This window comes from Massilia suwonensis (assembly GCF_042655665.1).
GTDB classification, from domain to species: domain Bacteria; phylum Pseudomonadota; class Gammaproteobacteria; order Burkholderiales; family Burkholderiaceae_D; genus Telluria; species Telluria suwonensis.
In genome coordinates, this window is the sequence record NZ_JBHSMR010000005.1 from 1 (window position 1) to 18,767 (window position 18,767).

Consider the following 18,767-nt stretch of genomic DNA (forward strand, 5'->3'; position numbering starts at 1 on the left):
CAAAACAGAAACTTGCCCTTGCCGCTTAACCTCTACTTTTAGCGCGCTCTAAAAACGGGGGGATTACCGGTTGACATCCGTACGTAAATCGCGGCGCGGGGTTTTTGAATTGATGACACGGCTGCGCTCCTTGTTGAGCTACCGACTAGAAAAGTGTAGCTAGGGAGGGTATCTAATTGGAGAAGGGAACGCCGCACGTATGACGATTTCGGAAGCCGAAGTGCGAGGTCAAATGATCGACTCAGGAATCATCCTATTGTAAGGACAGATATCGACAGTTTGCCGTTAACTCGAAACGATCCGAAGAATTCGACAGATTGTCCGTTGCCGTCAAGCTGTGATGCAACGCAACACAGGGAACCGTCGAGCTATGCTATGTAACGCTAGCGATAGAGGATCTCTGCTAGACGTCTTCTTGGAGGGTTAAATGTCAGTTTATCCCAACTTATTCGACAATATGGTTTCTAATATCGAATTTGCTTGTCGGGCCAAGAAATCGGACTGGTTGGGAACGATGCGTCAGCGCGTTGACCGCTTGGCGTAGTAGCTCAGTTCTAGAATTGCGAAGCTTGAGCGACCGGATACCTTAGTTGCCCCTTAAGCGGTTGCAGCGTCAATGGCTGTGGTGTGTACGTGCCGTAAGACTCGTGCCGTGAATTAGCGCAGGATCAGTCTGCATAAACCGTGTTTTTGTACCGGCCACGTCAATACCATATTTACGGTCGCGACTGCGCGTATCTCAACTTTTCGAACCAAGTGCGCCAGAGCATCTTCACGCTGGCACGGGTGCCGTGGCAGCTCCGCCACCCCTACGTTTGCACAGGCTCTCCGAACTCTTGCGCTGCAACCCACGCTTCAAACGCCGTCGACTCGATCGGACGCGCATAGTAATATCCTGCGCCTCGTCACACTCCATTTCGTGTTCATAGACAAGGCCAAATCATGTAAGAGTGGGCCAGGGTCGGCGCTTCACGCGTGCCGTCGCCTGCTGGCGAGTATGATGGCCGTAACCCAACTGATTGCAGTAAGCTCGGCTGCGAACGGCAATCGCTGGTGGATCGACGGGGCAGCTTCTGGTTAGAGATCCTGAGCGTAGAAGGTGCATGATTCGGCTCGCGCGCCGAACGCCAAGTATGCTGCGCGCTCATGGTGCTAGGGTTCATGCTCATCTGTTGGCGGTACGACCAGGAGCTTTGCCAGGTGCTCTTCAGCTAGAAGCGCAGAATGGTCCGTTCAAGTTTATAAGCAGCTTATAGGCGCCGGCACAGGGCCCTCGCATGAACGGGATCCGCCCAGTACATTTATAAGCTGCTTATAACGGGTACGGACGATAGAGGAAGTCGTCATCGAGCCTTCAGGCGAAGCGTACTTTCAATCGTTGACCAACCCGGCAGAATCCGCGCCGAGCTTCACCGTGTGCCCGGAACCGACAGCGCATCCGGAGCATCCATCACGTCACTCTTTAGAGGGTTCGCAGACGGAACATGACGAGGGTTGCTCCATGCGAAACGTTCGGCTAGCTGGCTGACTACCTTGCACACCATCGGACCGAGTGACTGTGGATCGCTGGTGGCCGTTTCCGGGGCGGTGTGATGCGTGCCGCCGTTTGGAATACTAACCTACGGAGTCCAGTCAGGCATAGGTCCACGCTGCATCATAAGAACAATCTTCCCTGCAGTCCGCGGCCGGTGATATTAGCCTGGCTTGGTGCGGTCCGAGGGGGGCGTCGCATGGGGATCGACTCATGGTCCGGCTTTATAAGCAGCTTATAATCGAGGCTCGTATTGTTCAGAAAAGAGCTGGGTGCCCTCTTAGAGGGCGGCCAGGACCACAGATACTACCCTCTCCGTAACGTCGCCGCAGCATGCGCAGACCCTCACGCCCAGCCGCACGCCCTGCCATTCGATGTCTAGCGAGACGACCGGAAGAGATGTTGTATTGGAGCGTCCGCGGCTCGATTTAATGAGAATTGATCGTATTAGCCCGTGTACCTTACAGGGGTAACGACGTTTCGACGCCTGATACCGGCGTCCTGGTGAGCTAGCATAATGGCCGAGGTAGATCGAGTACGGAGCACGAAAGTGATAGGCGATAGAACGCATACTGATTCATTTCACTGGCTCACGGTCTCGCTGCATACTTTGCTACTGTCTTTCACCGGGGGACGAACCTGGGCGTCGATGTACCGGCAATAATCCATCGGTTCGGGGACCGTGCGCAGATCCTGCTGTAGGACAGTGCATTCGCAACGCTCCGTCGTCCTCGCCAGGAAAGCTTTATATCTGGCAACACTGAATGTGTGATCCGGGAGTGAGAGACGCGCAGGCGCTTCTCCCGAATCCGCCCCGACTGCCTGGCGCCACTTCTATCCCTGCGTACTTGTCCTGGGGTGGAAACAGACAGCAATCAGCGTCCGCCTGCGGTTCGGTCTACGGGAAGGCACTCCCTGCCAGGTCTCACCTTTGACGTTAGATGTCACGAAGATCACTGCGATTCACGTCGGGTCTGCAGCCATTCTGCTTGCAACGAGCTCGTCGCATGAGCAGTTTCGTGCGAACCAGCTCTGGCCGGCGTGAGATACATATCCGTTCACGCTGCGGGGGCTCCAGAACGGCAGGGCGAGGTTCCGGTCACCGTCCCGCGTCACACCTCCCTGAAGGAGCTCACCATTCACAATAGCGACCGCTTCGATGCTTCGATCGCATCCATTGATGCGGGAGGCGAGCCAGTTGAGATACAAGCCTGCAGGTATGACCATCGACATTACCGGCTCGGCATTTCGTTCGGCGCATGACGGATAGTGCACGACTTGCTCGGAGCTGAGGTGAGCAGGCGAAGTTGTTTTACCCGCTTCACGTGGACACTCACCTTTCGAATCGACCAGGGCTCCCGAGAGCGCGTTTTCCGGCCGGCCCCTGGAAAACCTTGGCATGCCACACGTAAGCTGCGCTACCGCTCCGGTATGGCCTATGCGCTGCCAAAGGGAGCTTCGATGCCCGGGCATGACTCCCTGTAGACAATCACCTTTCGTATCGAATGAGAATCCGGTCTTTATTCATACTCTTCATGGCCCTGGCTGCGTATCAGCCAGCATCTTGCCATGCCGGCGCTTTTAACCCAGACATCGCGACGGCTATCGTGGAAAAATCCCGATGAACGCGTGGAACGCTCGTCGGGCTGACCGAGCCACCACGGCGGACTGCGGACATTCTTTGTCCGCGCATGGCTGCCTGGTGATGACAAGACGGGTCGGGGAGGCTAGCCGGTACGTGCGCCGGATTGGACGCGACAGCGTACGAGCGCGCGCCGTGCTTCTGTAACCGTCAACTGCACCGCATCTTCATGCGTCGCCAGCTCGGGCAATCGCCAAATGCAGCTTGTATGGCTGTGACGGCTCGCCGGTACACCGCTTGCTAACGCCGCGTGCACGGCTCCACATCCAGTGTTCCTGGCTGCGCCGTGCATAACAAAAGGGCGCCAAAGGCGCCCTCGAGTAGCTGTCGTCGAGCGTTGCCCGGCATGCGTCGCACACGCCTGGGTAGCCGGCGACGACATAGGATCAGTCCGATGTGTTGCCTGACTTTTGCTTTCTAGGCAACTCGAGCCTCACGGCGAATTCCCTCAAGGCCGCCAAGGCGCTTTGCAGGGCCAGTTCGACATCGACGCCGTCCTCGACCTGGATCACGATGTCACGTGATTTGACTTGAACCTGAAAGGCCGATTCACCGTTCTTGTCGCTGATGGTACGCGGGGCGGAAGGTTTTACGCGGACACGCTTGGCTTCGAACGGTTTCAGTAATACCGCGCGCAGTTCCGACTGATCCATTTGAGGCGTGTCGATCAGCGCTTCGACCGCACGGATGATCGTCTCTTCGCCAGACGGATGCTTGGCCAGGACTTCCTTGATGACGCGCGCCTTGCGATAGGTGATCAGCTCTGGGTACTTCGCCATCAGTTCCAGCAATGGCTGAGGCAGATCAAACAGGCTCAGGCATTGAGAGACGCGCGCCTGCGTGCAGCCGAACACCGAGGCAACGCCTGACTGGGTCGACGCATAGCCCTCCTTGAGTGCCGTTTGATAGGCCAAGCCGCGTTCGTAATCGGATAGTTTGACGTTGCTTTCGTTATGTACCAATGTCGCGAGGCAGGCTTCCCGGTCCGAAAAACTGGCGACGCGGGCATCCAACTCGGACCAGCCCACCAGTCGCGCGGCCCGGACGCGGCGGTGCCCGGCGATGAGCTCATACTTCCCGCCGTCGAGCTGTCGAACCGTAATCGGTTCGTCTTGTCCACGTCCCTTCAAGGTCTCGCCCAGCAGCTGCAGTTCGGACTCGTCGTATTTCTTGCGTGGCTGATAGGGAGAGTCGACGATCAAATGCAGCGGAACGCGCCGGGTGGTGACACCGCCATCATCCTGGGTGGGCGCACGCGGTGATGCAAGTGCCACAGGGCTTTCCGATGGCTCGTTATCGCTCAGCAAGTCGTTCAGGGATTTCGACGGCCCGCTCGGGAGGTCGTTCATGTGCATCGGCGCCGCGGTGCGAGGCACGGCGCGCAGGCGTTCGGCCAAGGAAGCGTTAAAGTCCGCTTCTGACTGCTGGTGTTTCGTCACAGGTTCTCCATTTTCAAGATTGACCGGCGTTGTTTACGCGACGCGCAAGCCGTCTTTCTGGGTACTCGAATTCAACATCGCCATCCGCTCGACCAGCTCGCGGGTTGCCGCCCGCAGTTCGTCGGCGGGCGTGCTCGTCGGCCGGGCCAACGCCAGGGGCAAGCCGTCGTCGTCGTCGAGTACCTTTTTGAATTCCTCGCTGGAACTGATCTGGTTGTCCATCCAGGCTTCCGGATATTTGCTCGTGAGCGCAATGACCTGGGCGGCTACACGTACCCGCTTCGCGTCGAAGAAATTGCCGAGTACCGACAGCTGGGGGAATTTGCTATACGTGTTCTTCATCTCACCGATTACGTCGGCCAGGTAGGACACTGACTTCGTGCTATAGCGCTCCATCGATACTGGAGCGACGGCAAAGTCGCTGGCTAACAGGGCCCCGCGTGTAGTCTGGTTTTTTGCCGGGGGGGCGTCGAACATGACGATGTCGTATTGTGACAGGTCCAGGTTCGGATTACGGCCCGACAGGCCTTCGTCGAGCCAGCGTGCGATCGCGAGCTCGGGTTTCTTCCCCATGATTGCGTCGACGGTGAACAGCGCCTCCAGGCGGTCGAGCGTGACTTCGGACGGAATCAGGTGCGGTCCGTTATCGCCAAAAGGTTTTTTGATGACCTTGGCCAGCGGCTGTACTGTCCCGTTTTGCTGCCACTGTGGCAGTAGATGGCCGAGGTGATACTCGACGCAGGTTGATTGGGGCAGGCCAGCGGTTGCCGCCTCCTCGGGAGTGAGCTCGGGGTCGTAACCAAACGAGATTGTCAGATTCGCCTGGAAATCGAGATCGACCACCAGTACCCGCAAGCCCATCAGGGCGAGAATACACGCGATATTCGAACTGATGGTGGTCTTGCCCACCCCGCCTTTGGGTGCGTACACCGTCAAGATACGCTTGGTTTTAGGTGTCAGGCCGTACTTACGCCCGCGGTGCGCAGCCAGGTCGAACACGTTCTCGACTGTAAAAATTCTCGTCTTGGGCCCGCTTCCGCCCTGGCGTTCAATTTGCAGGCCTGCTTCGTCGGCGTCGCGACGTACGGAGTCGACACTGATGCCGAGCAGCTTGGCCACCCCTTGTACCTTGAATGTCTTGCGTCCCAAGTCAGTCTCCCGAATGTTGATCCTGCAATTTTCTCCCAAGAATACGGTTCAGTGCAAGGAAAAAATATCGATATCAAACTAAATCCTTGCAACAGCCAATGTTTACGTTGTTGGCACGTTTTCCTCGCAGGCTACTTTTTACATCGCTACACCGTTGTTAGGTGAGATGCCACAGGGACGCGAAAAGTGTCACACCTTTAGTTCGTGATGAGGAATGACAGGGGTATCGCGGCGTAATTCATTCGCCGGGCATTTTTGGTTCAAAAGACCTGTACTGATGGTCATGATGCCAAGGTGAGCCTTTACAGGGATCGGATGGTAGCGCTGGCTGGTTTTTTGCGGGCACTTGTTGAGGCGTTCGCACGTAGCTCGATGAGGCTAACTTCAACAGGGACGATAGCCCACATCCAAGTCAGTGTTTAAGTGCCCGAGAAGTCGACTTGAAGGATGGGATTCCGTTTCTGAAGGTGAGGTACAACAGGGAGTGGCCCATATTGAGCCTGTTCCGTACCGTGGGCGGCGTACGGTGAGCTGCTACAGGGAGACTTCGCTTGGTTTGGTGGTCGTCCGGATGTCACGGATCCGGATGACCGATGATGCGGCATGACGCGTCTTGCCCCAGCCGGGGTGTTACCGCCGATCTTCGATGCTATCGGTTATGACCGTTCTCGCAGGCGAATTGAGAGGTTTTATTAGAAAAAACAAGGTTAACCCCTGTTTACCTGTTTACGCCGGCTGAAAGCCAGCATGCATGCGGCTTCCAGCCGATTGAGGTGAGGACGTACGGGGACACGGGTGAGATGCTACGGGGATGTCGGTGAGCCCATGCAGGGATGTGCCCGTTGTTGGGTGAGGTCATGCAGGGAGTGAAGGTGAGTGGATTCAGGCACGCAAAGCCCTTTAAGTGAGAACGAGCAGGGACCTTCGGCAAGTGTCGGTGAGTATCCGCAGGGAGCGTGGATCGAAGGTGAGGTGGAACAGGGACCTTTGCCCGATTGCTGGGGTGCTTGCATGGCCCGCATCTGCTTGCTGACCCGACGGTCCGCTCTTCTGGCGGCTCAGCTGTCTCAAGGTAAGATTGTCCAGGGACCTGCGCTCGCAGTTTTTGATAGGTGAGTGTGTACGGGGACGGATGGTCGACGTTTCCGAAGCCAGGTACTGTAGCGAGCCCCATGCCGTACCGGGCACCTTGTACAGGCAGCTGTTTCATGCAGGGGCAATCAGCTGCAGAAAGGCAGTGCGCTGTTTCGCCCACTGTCGGTCAGCCGTGTCGTCGCATCCACTGTTCAATTCGGGATGGTCCGGGTCGACCAGGTGTGACCTGGACTGCCTGGCTTCGACACCGAAGCGTTGGCACAGGTGCGTGCCGCTTCCTGACCTGAGCGGTAACTGTTGCCGAGGTAGCCGTGCTGGTGTGCGAAGAGTACGCGGAGCAGCCTCGGCGTGATGGTTGGTTTGTTGGTGTTCATCGGATCCGCAGTGTGTAGCCGTCTCGTGTATTGAGAAGGTTTTATTTGAAAAACATAGTTAACCCTCTGTTTACCTGTTTACGTGGCCCTGAAAGCCAGTGTCCATGCGCGTTTCAGCGATTTGAGGTGAGATCCCACGGGTACTTAGGTGAGATTGTCCAGGGACGTGGGTGAGTCTGTGCGGGGACGGGCTTACTGCAGAGTGAGCGGATCCGGGGACTGGAGGTGAGTGGATTCAGGCAGGTATACCGCAAAAGGTGAGGTCATACAGGAACGCCAACCGCAAGGTGAGCTTCTACAGGGAGCAGTGGGGCCTGGTGATTGGAAGGAGAGGTTTCTTCGTGTCCAGCTTGTACTTTCCCGCGTGGCGCCAAGGTGAGCCTGATGAGCGGGAGCGATATGCGACGTGCGCAAGGTGAGTGTCTACAGGGATTGATGTGGATACCGTCGCCAGTCCAGGTCCGAGCGACGGCGCGACAGGTGCCTTGCCTGTACCAAGAAGCCCGGCCGGTGACGTTGGCGCGACGGACTGCAGTAATTTGTGTGCGATTGGCGAGGTATCGCGGTCGGTGGCAAGCGTCTCCATGGAGCTGGCGTCGGGGCATCGCCGCCTACTCGATCATGTGCGACATGACGCGCTATCACCAGGTGCGCCTGTGCCTCGCGATCTCGACGGCAAGCGGTTACGCTGGGCTAAATCGACGGCGAAAGGGCGCAAAGGTGAGCTTTTACAGGAGCGAAGACGTTAATGAAAACGAAAGGTGAGAGATTACAGGGAGGTGAAGATTCGTGTCTGGTTGTGCTCACCTGGCGAAGGTGAATATACTTGACTCACGTATGGGGACGCATGCAATAATGCGTTTTGGCAATGGAGTGCGCATGGTTTGACGCAGAAGGGGAGATTGCAGATGGCGGAGAAGGCCGATGAGATGGCTGCCAGTACGAGCGATGTTGTCGACGTGGCCGTCAAGCCGACCGCGCAGCGTTCAGAACTCGAGATTCGCAAGTCAAACGAGGCAATCGGACTGCGCGTCGTCTCCGGCCGCCTCACCCTTCTGAACCGCAAGGTGTTCAATGTCCTCATGTACCACGCCCAGCGGATTCGCAAGCTGGGACAGGACGCACCGATCGACACTCCTGCCGCGCAAAAATATTTCTGGGTGCCGTTATCGGTCCTGGCGCGCAACGCGAGTTACGACAGCCGGGACATGCAGTTTTTGCGTGAACAGATCTCCGAGATGCAGGACATCAAGCTTCTGCTCGAGACTGACCGCCAGTGGACCAGCGAGCGCCTGATCGCATCGGTAACTTTCGTGAATCCCAAGGGCCTGCACAGCCGGACCGGCCAAGTATGGGTCGGCTTTGCGTTCCCGCCAGAAGTGCACGAGAGTGTCATGCAGCCGGAAACCTACACCCGGCTCAGCATTCATTACCAGGGACTCCTGAGGTCCGGTACCGCCCTGGCCTTGTACGAATTGTGCCGGCGCTACGCGACCAATCCATCGAAGTTGACGTCGATTTATCCGGTCGAGCATTGGTACGGTCTGCTTACTGGAAATCCGATGCCCGAGAAGCCGGAGGATTTACCCGAGTACAAGTATTTCAAGCGCGATGTTCTCAAGAACGCGATCGCCGAGGTCAATCGGGTCACCGATATCGAAGTCGAGCTAATCGAGCATAAGCTTGGGCGTCGTGTTCAGCAGCTGCAGTTTCGTGTCGAGTTCAAACCGGATACCCAGCAAGAATCGGGTGCGCCGTTCACGATCGATCTGACCTTGCTGGAGAAGTTGATGGCGTTGGGCATGACCCAGCAGGAAGCGAGCAATGTCATTGGCGAGTATGCGGACGACAAGATCTATCAGGCGCTGGCCGTGGTCGCGGCCCGCATCGGCTCAGCCAATGGTGGCCCGGTCCATTCAAAAGTGGCTTACCTGCGCTGGGCCTTGAAGAGTGAAGCCAAGCTGCCGGACAAGAAAATGGAACCTCGGCTTAAGGCTGGATCGGCGGCCGAGGGACCTACGTTGCTCGAGCGTTTTTTGAGTGCGCGCGCCAGGCTCGCACTCGACGTGTTTAAGGAGATGGATGCCGATCAGCGTAGCACGACCTATGAACAGTTCCGGGCGCAGGCGACCGGTAAAGTGCCAGCGCTCGACAAAGTGCTCGAAAAAGGTGTGACGCGAACGGCCCTGAGCCTGTGGTACGCCGACGCGCTGTGGGGTGAGCCTACTGTCGAAAAGTTGTCCCATTTTGCGGACAAGAACCAGGTCTTGATCTGACGTCATCTCAAGATGGCTGTAGTGCAATGATGTTGGGAGGATTCGCCTAGCCCCCTGCAATGTGCAGGCAGCTCATGCATTCGGGACCGCTTCCGGGAGCTCGGGAGGCCTGTCCGTCCAGTTAATCCGACGGTGGTAGGGCCGTCCAGCGCCAGCGCTCCTTCGATCTGAATGAACGGTGAGCCTGACCGGCGTCCAGAATAGCAACCGCGCCAATGCTTATCGACGGAGCGGATCAACTGCGATCGGCATCATCGCCACCATGCGGTCAATCATTGCCCGGATATCGCCGATGCCCAGGTGGCTTTCGTTACGCAACAGTTGTTTGTATAACAGCGAAACGATCTGAAGCGAGTCAACCGCACGCACCGGGACGGCAACGACGGACCGGCCGCGCTGGATCAGGCGGAAATAATAGTGCGAGTCCTGGAACTCGATCTGGAGCGACTTGTCGTGCTCGCGCCCATGACCATCGAAGCGGAGCGACCGGATCTTGTTCTCCAGCAGGGCCAGCACTTGGTAGGCTTCCTGCACGGTGAGCTGCACCACGATCTTGTTCGGCCAGTCGAACGTCTTGCAGGCGCCGCCGCCGGCGAGCACTACGGCACCCTCGATGTTGATCGTGTGCTTGCGTTCAGCCCTGGTCGTGGCTTCTGCAATGCACAGCGCCGCCGCTGACGAAAAGATTTTAAAGCTGTAGTAGGGCGGTTCGAGTGGCGTGGCCAGTGCCGGCGCCGCCGCGGTGCGGTTGGCCAACTGCATTCCAACGCCCTGGAGGTAAGCGATAGCGCGGGCCCGGTTGCCGGGGTTCGCGTTCGCAGCCTTGATCGTGTCGAAGCCTGTCGATCCGTCGACCTTGGCCGCGGCGATCAGGGCCGGGAGGTCGAACTGGAAGCCCAGCTGCTCCACCGTGCCACGCACGGCTGGCGCCAGCGCGTGCACGACGGCGGCCAGCTGCTCGCGGCGTCCAGTCTCGCCGGCGGCGAACCATTTCAGGTCGTCAGCGAACGCTTTGCCCTCGGCGGTGCCGACCAGGTGCCGCAGCTGCTCGCTGGTGACAGAAGGTAACCGGGCGGCGGCGAGGGTTTCGAGGATGGTGGACAGCTTCATTTCGGATCGTCTTTGATGCGGGTAAATTTGTAGTCGGCGGCAGACCGCTCCAGCGCCAGGCCGAGCACGTCCTTCAACTCGTCGGGTCTGGCGCCGGCGTCCAATTGTGCCTTCGCGAACGTGTTGCGCAAGGTGCGGCCGCCAGCCCGGGAAGTGTCCAGGCCTGCGCGGGCGAACGTCGCCTTGATCTGCTTGTAGACCGTTTTCTTGGTCATCTTGGCGCCCTCGAGGTTGGCCGGGAAGACGAAGTCGCCCTTCATGGCCACCTCCTTTACCATCCGGCGCCGCTCATCCATCCAAGGCAGCAGCTCGACCACGCCTTCGCGGGGCAGGGGAGCGATGTGCTCGTAGCTGGTCTCGTGCTTTTCTTCTGGCGTGATGGTCAGGTCGATCGAGCCGTCCAGCGCCACCTGGTTGCCGACCTCGTGCAAGAGCAGTCCGATCGCCTCCGACACGGTAAGGCCGGCCCGCGCGATCACAACCTGCATTGCCCGGTCGCGCCGGTGATTCCAGCCGGAGAACGGGACGACGCGCTTGCCCCGCGGTGGCTCCGCCGGCAGAGCGTCGAAGAACCGCTGCAGCTGCTCGGGGGAGAGTGCCCGGCCCGGATCGTCCTTCGGCAGTTCCGCCCGGTCGGTGGCCAGAATCGCCTGCTTCGCTGGATTGGGGGTGATGCCCAAGTGCTGGTAGCAGCGTTCCAGCAGGCGCAGGTAGCGGTACCCGATTTTGCTGTTCAAGACCGGCTTGCCGCCGTCGACGCGGCTGACGAAGCGCACCAGGTCGCCGGCGGTTACGGTCGTGAGCGTCTTCCCCTGCTCGGTGATCCATGCCACGGCGTTGGCGAACATGAAGACGTACGTCTTGGCCGACTCTTTCGACATTGCCTTGAGCGTGCCGTCGGCGCGGAGACGCTGGGCGGTTTTCGAAAAAGCATCGGTGACGACGAATTCTTTGAAGCCCTTGACCGGGTCGGCGTCCCACGGAGTCAGGTTTTTCATGAGAGGGAAAGGAGGGTGGAGTTGTCGCCAAGCATAGCATATTGGGTAACTAACCCACCTATACTTAGCGTTACCCCAAGGTGTTCTACCGCCGCGGTCTCCGATGGGGCCGGCGGGTCCTCTCTGCTCTCTTTTTGCTCTTTTCTCTCTCTTGGCTCTTTTAGCACTGGGGCTGGTTGAGTTGCCAGGGGCGTTCGGACGTAGAACAGTCCGAGGCGTATCTGGAGGGAGTGGTTGCGTTTGTTGTTCGTGGGTTAGTTACCCAGATTGCAGCGTGCCGTTCTGCCCTGCTCGGATGTCGAAAGCATATTGCCCGTGCGCGCCTTGGTCGTTCGTGCGAGTGGGATAGGAAATCCGCAAGGATTCGTACAGCTGCTGGCGATGGCCCTGGACGTCGATTCAACCAAGCCCGCCTGCATGCTGGTCGGCGACTGGAACGGGCCCACAGACGCCGGCAACGCTGCGCCTAGGCACCTCAACGTCGATCGAGTGGACCTGCAGCTCCGCAGCGCCGTATATCTGCCTTTGCTCAATATTCGGGCTAAGCCGCTTGTAGTGAGCGGAAAGCGGAGCAGGTGATGGACACGGTGTCCATCACCTGCTCCAGCTAAACTCTTGATTCGTATAAGGTTCTCAAAAACAGGCTGCAAAAACCGAACCTTGTTTTTGTAGTCCGCGGGCATTTGCGCGATCAAGTTAGTGGCAGACATCAAGTTTAAGTTGCTATACATAAACGCTGTCGACCTCTGGCATTAAAAATGCTTCTTTGTCTATGCGCTGCATTGAGAAGTGACGCCTACTTATTCTGTTCTTAACCCGCCATAGGGATCTATTAGGAGTATTGCATGAACGCTATTCTGAATGAGTCGGCAATTGCGGCTCACTAGGAGTTCTAAGTGAGACTCAAGAAGGTCAGTCCTACTCCATCTACTCCGTGCATGAGCTGAATTTCTAGGGGCGTCCGTTCAGCTTTGCAAAAAATCCCGCCACCGCCCAGCAAATGCTGAAGAAATCGGCGAGAGCGAAAATCAACCCTGCATTGAGAACGATTGCGTCTTCCGCAACGTGCGGCAAGCACGGAAGATAGCGCCCAAAAGAAAAACCGCTCGGCGCCGAGACTAAGCGTTTTGAGGAACTAGGCCAACTTAGTTGCGTTGACCTAGCAATCGAGTTATTACCGGGTAGTGAAGGACCAATCCTTTTTCACCGCAACGTTGTTCACGCGGCCGAAGAAGGAGGCCATGTACTTGGTGTTCTGCTTGAGGGGTGCCTTCGCGACCAGCACGGCAAAGTTGGCGGCTAGGTACTCGTTCGGGTCGTTATCCTTCGTCATCACACGTGCGTCAAGCGGTGCAGCGACGCCGGCTTCGGTCAGCGTGAACGAGACCAGTTCGAGGATCGCACCTTCCTTAACGGTGACGGTCACAGGATAGCCGGTCTTGGTCGGAAAATCCGCATTCGCCGTCGAGAGGTCGGGGAACGGATTTGGCGACTCGACGCCAGCACTCAGGCCAACTGCGGTTTGGTTCGCAGCAGGGTACACGCCGACGAAATCACTTGCCTGCGATTGCGCCCTTCCGTAGCCGACTTCCATGACGAAAGTCTGCGAGCTGTTCTGACCAACTGCGATGCCAACTTCACGTGGCCCCTGGAACATCAGGCCAGCACGGTGATAGACGGTCGATGCCAGTGAATCGAAAGCAACTTGCGCACCTTTGCCGCCGCCGAAGGCGCCCTGCTCACCGACGTAGACGCCAGCGTAGCCGACCGACTTAGCACGATCGATTTCCTGAATCCCGGTGAACAGTGGCTTGTCGCCGCTTTCGATGTGGAACATAGCGCGGCCGGTCACAGGATCGACGCTATTCATGTTGAGGGTGCCGCCGGTGTTCACGTCGTTCTTGAGCACATACGCCAGGTGATTGGCTGCTGCCTTGTCGAGCAGAGGGCTTTGCGCCAGCAGGCCGAGGCCGACCTGAGCGCGGAAGGTGTTCAGCGCGTTAATAAACATATTCTCTTCGCTGGTCGCAGCGTAGGTGAAGGCTGGAACGCTGGTTTGGATATCCGCTGGAGTAATAACCGGGGCCGGTGGCGTCGTAGTCGTAGGGGTGCTCTGTACTGGCGTCGAAGGAGCCGAATCGCCGCCGCCTCCGCCGCAAGCAACGAGGAGCATGGCAACTGCAACTGCGGAAACGGAGGTTTTACATTTTGTCGAGATTTTGCCTGTCGACGGGTCGGGCACGCTTCTTTTCTGGAACTTATAAACGTGATAGATCGGGTCGTTGCCGTTGACATCGGTGCTCCAACAGCTAGACGCGGCTGCCGGCGCCTGTGGAACGCGAGCAGCGTGAAAGTAACAGAGCAGGATGGCGCGGTTGCGCAAGACGCAATGAAACCGGGCGATATTGACTTTGGTGGAATTCTTGTCGAACACGCTGTACTCCTTCATTGATAAAGGGAAAGAGTAGCCGGCAAAATCGACGGCGCAAGTCGGGTTCTTGCGACGTCGGTACATCAAGGGAGCGGTCTTTTTAGGCGCTCCATAAGCTGCTTTCGGACCTTTGGTTCCAATGTAGGGAGCACTCGAGCAAATGCTCGGCCAACTGCCGCCTCCTCTGCGCGGACAGTAGCTTGTTCAACCCCAATGAGCCATGCGAACACAAGCGCCACTGCGCCAGCGATAGCACCGACAAGAACATGCCAGATAGGGACGTATCGAATTCCGTCGGAGCTAAACTGAGCCTTGGCCGTCAGCTTCACGAAGTGAGCAGTTTGAGAGTCGATCGCTTTCAGCAACAGCAACCGCTCTCCGTCCGCCCTTTTAGACAACGTCGCCGCTGTTTGGGACGAAGCTTCGGCGCTGGCCTGAGCTTCCTTAGCGGCGCTCGATATTGCTGACGCTGCCTCTCGAACTTCTTGCGCGGCGAGTCGTCCCGCCTCCCTTATCTGATCTTCGGCTAAGCGACTGGCCTGGCAAAGCTTATATGAGAAGAATAGGGCGCCGGTAATGATTGGGTCGGACTCCGGTATCGCATCACCGGTCATTTCGTAGAGCTCAACCGACAAAGCTTTTCTCTCTGAAGATGTGGTCATTCCTAGAACTCCACAGCGTCAATCTGTTCGTCGATTTCGCGTCGCATGACCGTCAAACGTTGCCGGGACATGATCAAGAATTTCGGGTCGGTCAATGCTTCATCCCAAGTAAGACGACGCTCGTTCATCGCGAGTAAATCCTTTTCGGACTGCTTGGGATCACGCTTTACGAGATGCACTAAGCCCAACACGCGACTTTTAAACTGTTCATATCCTGCGGTTTGAAGAAACCGCTTTCCGTTTTTTTCAACTGGACCAAAGAAATCGTTTTCCCAGACGACAACAGATGCAGTGCCGATCTTAAGGATCGCTTGCAGTCCACGAATAGTTTCGTCCATTGCCGGCCCGCCAACCAATGGAGCGTGGATGATAACCCGGCGATTGTTTTCCTCTAGGAATGCGATTAATTTATTCTGAATGAGATAGTTCATCAACGGGAGGAATGTAGCTGCACCGGTGTCAATTACCCAATCGGATTCCGAAGTCAATATGTCTTCCATCAGTCTGTCAAATTCAGATGGATCGATATTAAAGTCGTCATCAGCGATGTCATAGTGCTTCGCGTCTAGTGCCGGATATCCGCTGAACGTCGCATTGGTCGGATCAAGATCGGCACAACGCAAGCCTGCCATTTTTCTCTTTAAAGCTTGAGCCAGCAGCACTGCAATGGTTGATTTGCCAACACCGCCTTTGCCCATCATTATCAGGTGGATATTTTTCATTTGTTGCTTCCTTTATGAGAAAAACTCGTTAATTGATGCTTTGACGTCATAAGTAAATCGCTCACCTGCGGCCTTGTTTTCGTCGGCGGGCTCACTCGGTGATCCCGCCTCCACCACACCCCCAGCCGGTACTCGCACTGGCGCCACGGGCGTGGGGCGCACAGAAGGTTTGCTGTTCTCTTTTAGACTCCTCCGACGCAGTCTGTGTAGTATGAGATGGTAATAACGAAGAGTAAGATCAAGTCCTATAGTATTTTTGACGTATTCATGTATAGCGGCATGACTATGACCAACCGCTAGCGCTCCTTCGATCGCAGGCAAGAGATCGGCGAGGCGTTGTGACTTTGTTTTTTCTGGCGGTGCAATCGATGCGAGAAGATTTGAGGTCATGTATGAGCTAGTTCTGGTCCGAATTTATGTTTCAAGCTACGCTCCTGCGTGATGATATATAGGTGATATACGAGTGATATACAGAAGCTATACTGGTGATATATCGATGGTATGCGGTTGATATATTTCATCAACACCGCTACCTTACACTGCACGACGACGCATATTCGACTTAAAAAGCCACCGTTTTTCGCTAGCATTTTCTTGACCAGAGGAATTTTTTCGTTATATGATCTACTCAACGCCGACTTTGCGGCATAGTTGTAAAATACATTCCTTTTCTGTTCCTTACGAATCGAAAAGTACCAATTTGCACCGCCGCCTTTGCGGCCATCATTTCGACCAGGGCAGTTTGGCCTGGCATCTCTTCTGCAACTGTTCTTCTCCTGCACGTCAGGGCGCTTTTGCGCCTTTTTTTTGACAGGGTGCAGGAAACCTTGAGGAACACTGAGTGTCGACGAAACCCAGGCTACATCAGGGTTACGCGGCATCTAGGAACGCTGATTTCCCACTGATCGTGATTTTTCCTGTGTCGTTTGCAGGGCGGTTTGAGGGATTTCGGCACGTGACACCAGCAGCTCGATAGCAGCTGCGCCGTTGGCTCCGGTCTGGGCCATGCCATTCATATAGAGACGTAAACAGGCGGACATCTGGAAGCTCACAGACGCAGGAATCGCTGGCCAAATGCCAGTGCCAATGCTGCCTCCGCGACGCCCCCGGGCGTGAGTAAGACCATCTGGTGCTAGCGCCACCAAAGACCTGCCCACAGGGGCGGGAAGCGCTACGTGAGATACCACGTGAGAGTTCCAGGCCTGGCAGCGGTAAGTCAGGCGATCGGTGGCCGAAAGGTGCCGACATATTGTCTCTTTGCCAAGAGGGGAGACTTTATGAAATTAGTTTGCTTACGTTTGGGTCCCTCTCCCCGGCAAACAGTAGCAGTACCAAATTGGTGGCAAGGCCGCATCCCTCTACGCGTTCCCAAGGAGCGTGTATAGCGATGCGTCTTCCAACGCGTCTTAATAGAATGGAGAACATATGGACATGCTCAAAACACAACTTAACGCAATCCTCCAGGCAAACGCCGGGACCAGGACGAATGGCAAGGTCGCCAGTGAGCGAACGAAATCGGCCATTGGCGAAGCACTTCACGCCGATTTCCGTCGGCTTTCGGCACTGGGTTTCAAACTCCAGAAACCCGATAACCTCGGGGATAAACACGTGCGCGCTCTCTGCATGTCATGGCACAGCGATGGCTTTACCGCGAAAACAATCCAGGTGAAATTATCGTACCTGCGGATATTCTGTCGGTGGATCGGAAAGGGCGATATGGTCAAGGACGCGCCTCATTACCTGCCACATGTCCCAAAGGGAGAATTGCGCGTTAAAGCTGCTGCAACCTCTAGCAAGAGCTGGGTGGCAAATGGAATCGATGTCGCCGAAAAGGTACGAGAAGCTGATGCGTTGGATATTCGCTTCGGTGCGATGCTGCGGCTGGCCGTAGCTTTCGGACTTCGAAGGAAAGAGGTTATCGAATGCTATCCTTGGAAAGTTGATGCGGTTGTTCATTTTGCGGCGTACAGGACGAAAGGCGGGCGTCCAAGAAACATTTATTTGGATACGCCTGAACAACGCGTGGTACTAGATCATGTTAAATCCATCGTTAAAAAAAGCGAGCACCTGGGTTGGCCTACAAAGCGCGATGGAAGCGCCGCAACGATCGATTATAACCTCGCGAAGTGGCATAAGATGCTGGCTAAAATTGGAATTACCAAGGCAATTAGTAATGTCACTGGACACGGGCTGCGTGCCCAATATGCCGAGAATGCTGCCCTGATTGCTAACGTAATTCCGCCCACGTTGGGCGGCACAAAAGGCCAGATGCCGAAAGAAGATTTGGATCTGAATTGCGTGAAGGTCAGCGAATTGCTGGGCCACTCCCGCAAAATCATTATCTCAGCCTACATTGGTTCATTTGATCGAGACGCTGCGCCTGATTCTCCGGGTCGCACCAAGACTGCGATTGAGGCGGCTGTCGCGTTGATCCCAGCCGATCGAATCAAAGATATCCCTGCAGATCGGATGGAAGATTGTCTTCGCCTTACAACTGAACTCATGATGGCCCGTGCCTATGTCGATCCACGTTTTACCCAAGCGCTTTGGGAGCATCACAGCAGCCGTTATTGCACTGAATGGCTGGCGCTGAGCACAAACAATATTGCTGCACTTGAAGCTGCGGCCAATCACTTTGCCGGCGTATGAAAGCACCGCATCATAAAAATTGCCGGACCTAACCAAGCATCTCTATTGAGTGCTGCATATGCTTTTGGTTATTCGACGGTGTCGGCGAGGACTATCGCGTCCGGCGCGGCTACGTATGTTCGCAGCTAATCTGACCCGATTTACGCCTTAGTGCATTAGGTTTGTCTAGCCCGAGCACGGCCTCAGCATTCGGTTCATCCGTAGCGGCATTTACCAACCGTTGCTGAGGCTAAATTATCGGACTACATGATGGCGGAGGGCAGCTACTGATTACTCATTGTAGTTAACACTCGCCGGGTTCCAGCTCGCGTTGTCGTAATCGCTGTTGTCATCTTCTTCGTCAAGACTAACTGACGAGCCACCGAAGATAACGAGAAGGACTGCGCATCCAACGAACCATTGCGCGAAGGTCAAATCCTTGAGTGCGTTAAAAAATTCCATTATTTTTGCTCCAGAAGTTGTTGAGAAAGCTTTGTTGCGCGGTCTATATTAAGCCGCAAATTTCAACAGGCAAGTCAGCAACCGATTAGCCCGAGGTAGCTAATCGATCAGCTCTAGAGTCGTATGTGCGACTTGGACAGCTTTAAAGTTAATGGACACAAACATACTTGGAGATAGAGTGGTAATCCCCCCGTTTTTAGAGCGCGCTAAAAGTAGAGGTTAAGCGGCAAGGGCAAGTTTCTGTTTTG

Annotated in this window: 10 protein-coding genes; 2 read left to right on the forward strand and 8 right to left on the reverse strand. The window is 56.2% G+C overall.

The genetic code is table 11. The annotated features are described in order from the left end of the window. Nucleotides 1-3,559 precede the first annotated feature (3,559 nt). On the reverse strand, nt 3,560-4,612 hold the full coding sequence (locus ACFPQ5_RS03275; RefSeq protein WP_379751829.1) for a ParB/RepB/Spo0J family partition protein: 1,053 nt from the start codon (nt 4,610-4,612) through the stop codon (nt 3,560-3,562). Between the two features lie 33 nt (nt 4,613-4,645). Further along, complete coding sequence (locus ACFPQ5_RS03280; protein WP_379751830.1) at nt 4,646-5,761, reverse strand: ParA family protein; 1,116 nt, start codon at nt 5,759-5,761, stop codon at nt 4,646-4,648. Nucleotides 5,762-8,138: 2,377 nt separating this feature from the next. Between ACFPQ5_RS03280 and ACFPQ5_RS03285 the strand changes: the two genes are divergently transcribed. After that, entirely contained in the window at nt 8,139-9,506 is a 1,368-nt protein-coding gene (locus ACFPQ5_RS03285; protein WP_379751831.1) for a RepB family plasmid replication initiator protein, read from the forward strand. A 219-nt stretch (nt 9,507-9,725) separates the two neighbouring features. Here ACFPQ5_RS03285 and ACFPQ5_RS03290 read toward each other — a convergent pair whose 3' ends face one another. The 5 genes from ACFPQ5_RS03290 to ACFPQ5_RS03310 all read right to left on the reverse strand — a co-directional run bounded on the left by ACFPQ5_RS03290 (nt 9,726) and on the right by ACFPQ5_RS03310 (nt 15,429). Next, complete coding sequence (locus ACFPQ5_RS03290; RefSeq protein WP_379751832.1) at nt 9,726-10,616, reverse strand: hypothetical protein; 891 nt, start codon at nt 10,614-10,616, stop codon at nt 9,726-9,728. Beyond that, nucleotides 10,613-11,614, reverse strand: a complete 1,002-nt coding sequence (locus tag ACFPQ5_RS03295; RefSeq protein ID WP_379751833.1) for a tyrosine-type recombinase/integrase — start codon at nt 11,612-11,614, stop codon at nt 10,613-10,615. Before ACFPQ5_RS03295 ends, ACFPQ5_RS03290 begins: the two co-directional genes overlap by 4 nt. A gap of 1,174 nt (nt 11,615-12,788) precedes the next feature. Continuing rightward, the gene (locus tag ACFPQ5_RS03300) at nt 12,789-14,048 is read right to left on the reverse strand and encodes a CAP domain-containing protein (RefSeq protein ID WP_379751834.1); all 1,260 of its coding nucleotides are present in this window, start codon (nt 14,046-14,048) and stop codon (nt 12,789-12,791) included. A gap of 80 nt (nt 14,049-14,128) precedes the next feature. After that, entirely contained in the window at nt 14,129-14,707 is a 579-nt protein-coding gene (locus ACFPQ5_RS03305) for a hypothetical protein (protein WP_379751835.1), read from the reverse strand. Nucleotides 14,708-14,709: 2 nt separating this feature from the next. Then, nucleotides 14,710-15,429 carry a nucleotide-binding protein gene (locus tag ACFPQ5_RS03310; protein ID WP_379751836.1) on the reverse strand — a complete coding sequence of 240 codons (720 nt, stop codon included), beginning with the start codon at nt 15,427-15,429 and terminating at the stop codon, nt 14,710-14,712. Between the two features lie 1,425 nt (nt 15,430-16,854). Here ACFPQ5_RS03310 and ACFPQ5_RS03315 point away from each other — a divergent pair. After that, nucleotides 16,855-18,078 (forward strand): integrase domain-containing protein, encoded by a 1,224-nt coding sequence (locus ACFPQ5_RS03315; RefSeq protein ID WP_379751837.1) that lies wholly within the window; start codon nt 16,855-16,857, stop codon nt 18,076-18,078. Nucleotides 18,079-18,348: 270 nt separating this feature from the next. On the opposite strand, the gene ACFPQ5_RS03320 is transcribed toward ACFPQ5_RS03315, so the two are convergent. Continuing rightward, entirely contained in the window at nt 18,349-18,519 is a 171-nt protein-coding gene (locus tag ACFPQ5_RS03320; RefSeq protein WP_379751838.1) for a hypothetical protein, read from the reverse strand. Nucleotides 18,520-18,767 lie beyond the last annotated feature (248 nt).

Bases quoted from the DNA above. Each gene is read 5' to 3' on its own strand.
- ACFPQ5_RS03295 (WP_379751833.1), bottom strand. From the start codon at position 11,614: ATGAAAAACCTGACTCCGTGGGACGCCGACCCGGTCAAGGGCTTCAAA.
- ACFPQ5_RS03315 (WP_379751837.1), top strand. From the start codon at position 16,855: ATGGACATGCTCAAAACACAACTTAACGCAATCCTCCAGGCAAACGCC.
- ACFPQ5_RS03285 (WP_379751831.1), top strand. From the start codon at position 8,139: ATGGCGGAGAAGGCCGATGAGATGGCTGCCAGTACGAGCGATGTTGTC.
- ACFPQ5_RS03305 (WP_379751835.1), bottom strand. From the start codon at position 14,707: ATGACCACATCTTCAGAGAGAAAAGCTTTGTCGGTTGAGCTCTACGAA.
- ACFPQ5_RS03320 (WP_379751838.1), bottom strand. From the start codon at position 18,519: ATGGAATTTTTTAACGCACTCAAGGATTTGACCTTCGCGCAATGGTTC.
- ACFPQ5_RS03310 (WP_379751836.1), bottom strand. From the start codon at position 15,429: ATGAAAAATATCCACCTGATAATGATGGGCAAAGGCGGTGTTGGCAAA.
- ACFPQ5_RS03290 (WP_379751832.1), bottom strand. From the start codon at position 10,616: ATGAAGCTGTCCACCATCCTCGAAACCCTCGCCGCCGCCCGGTTACCT.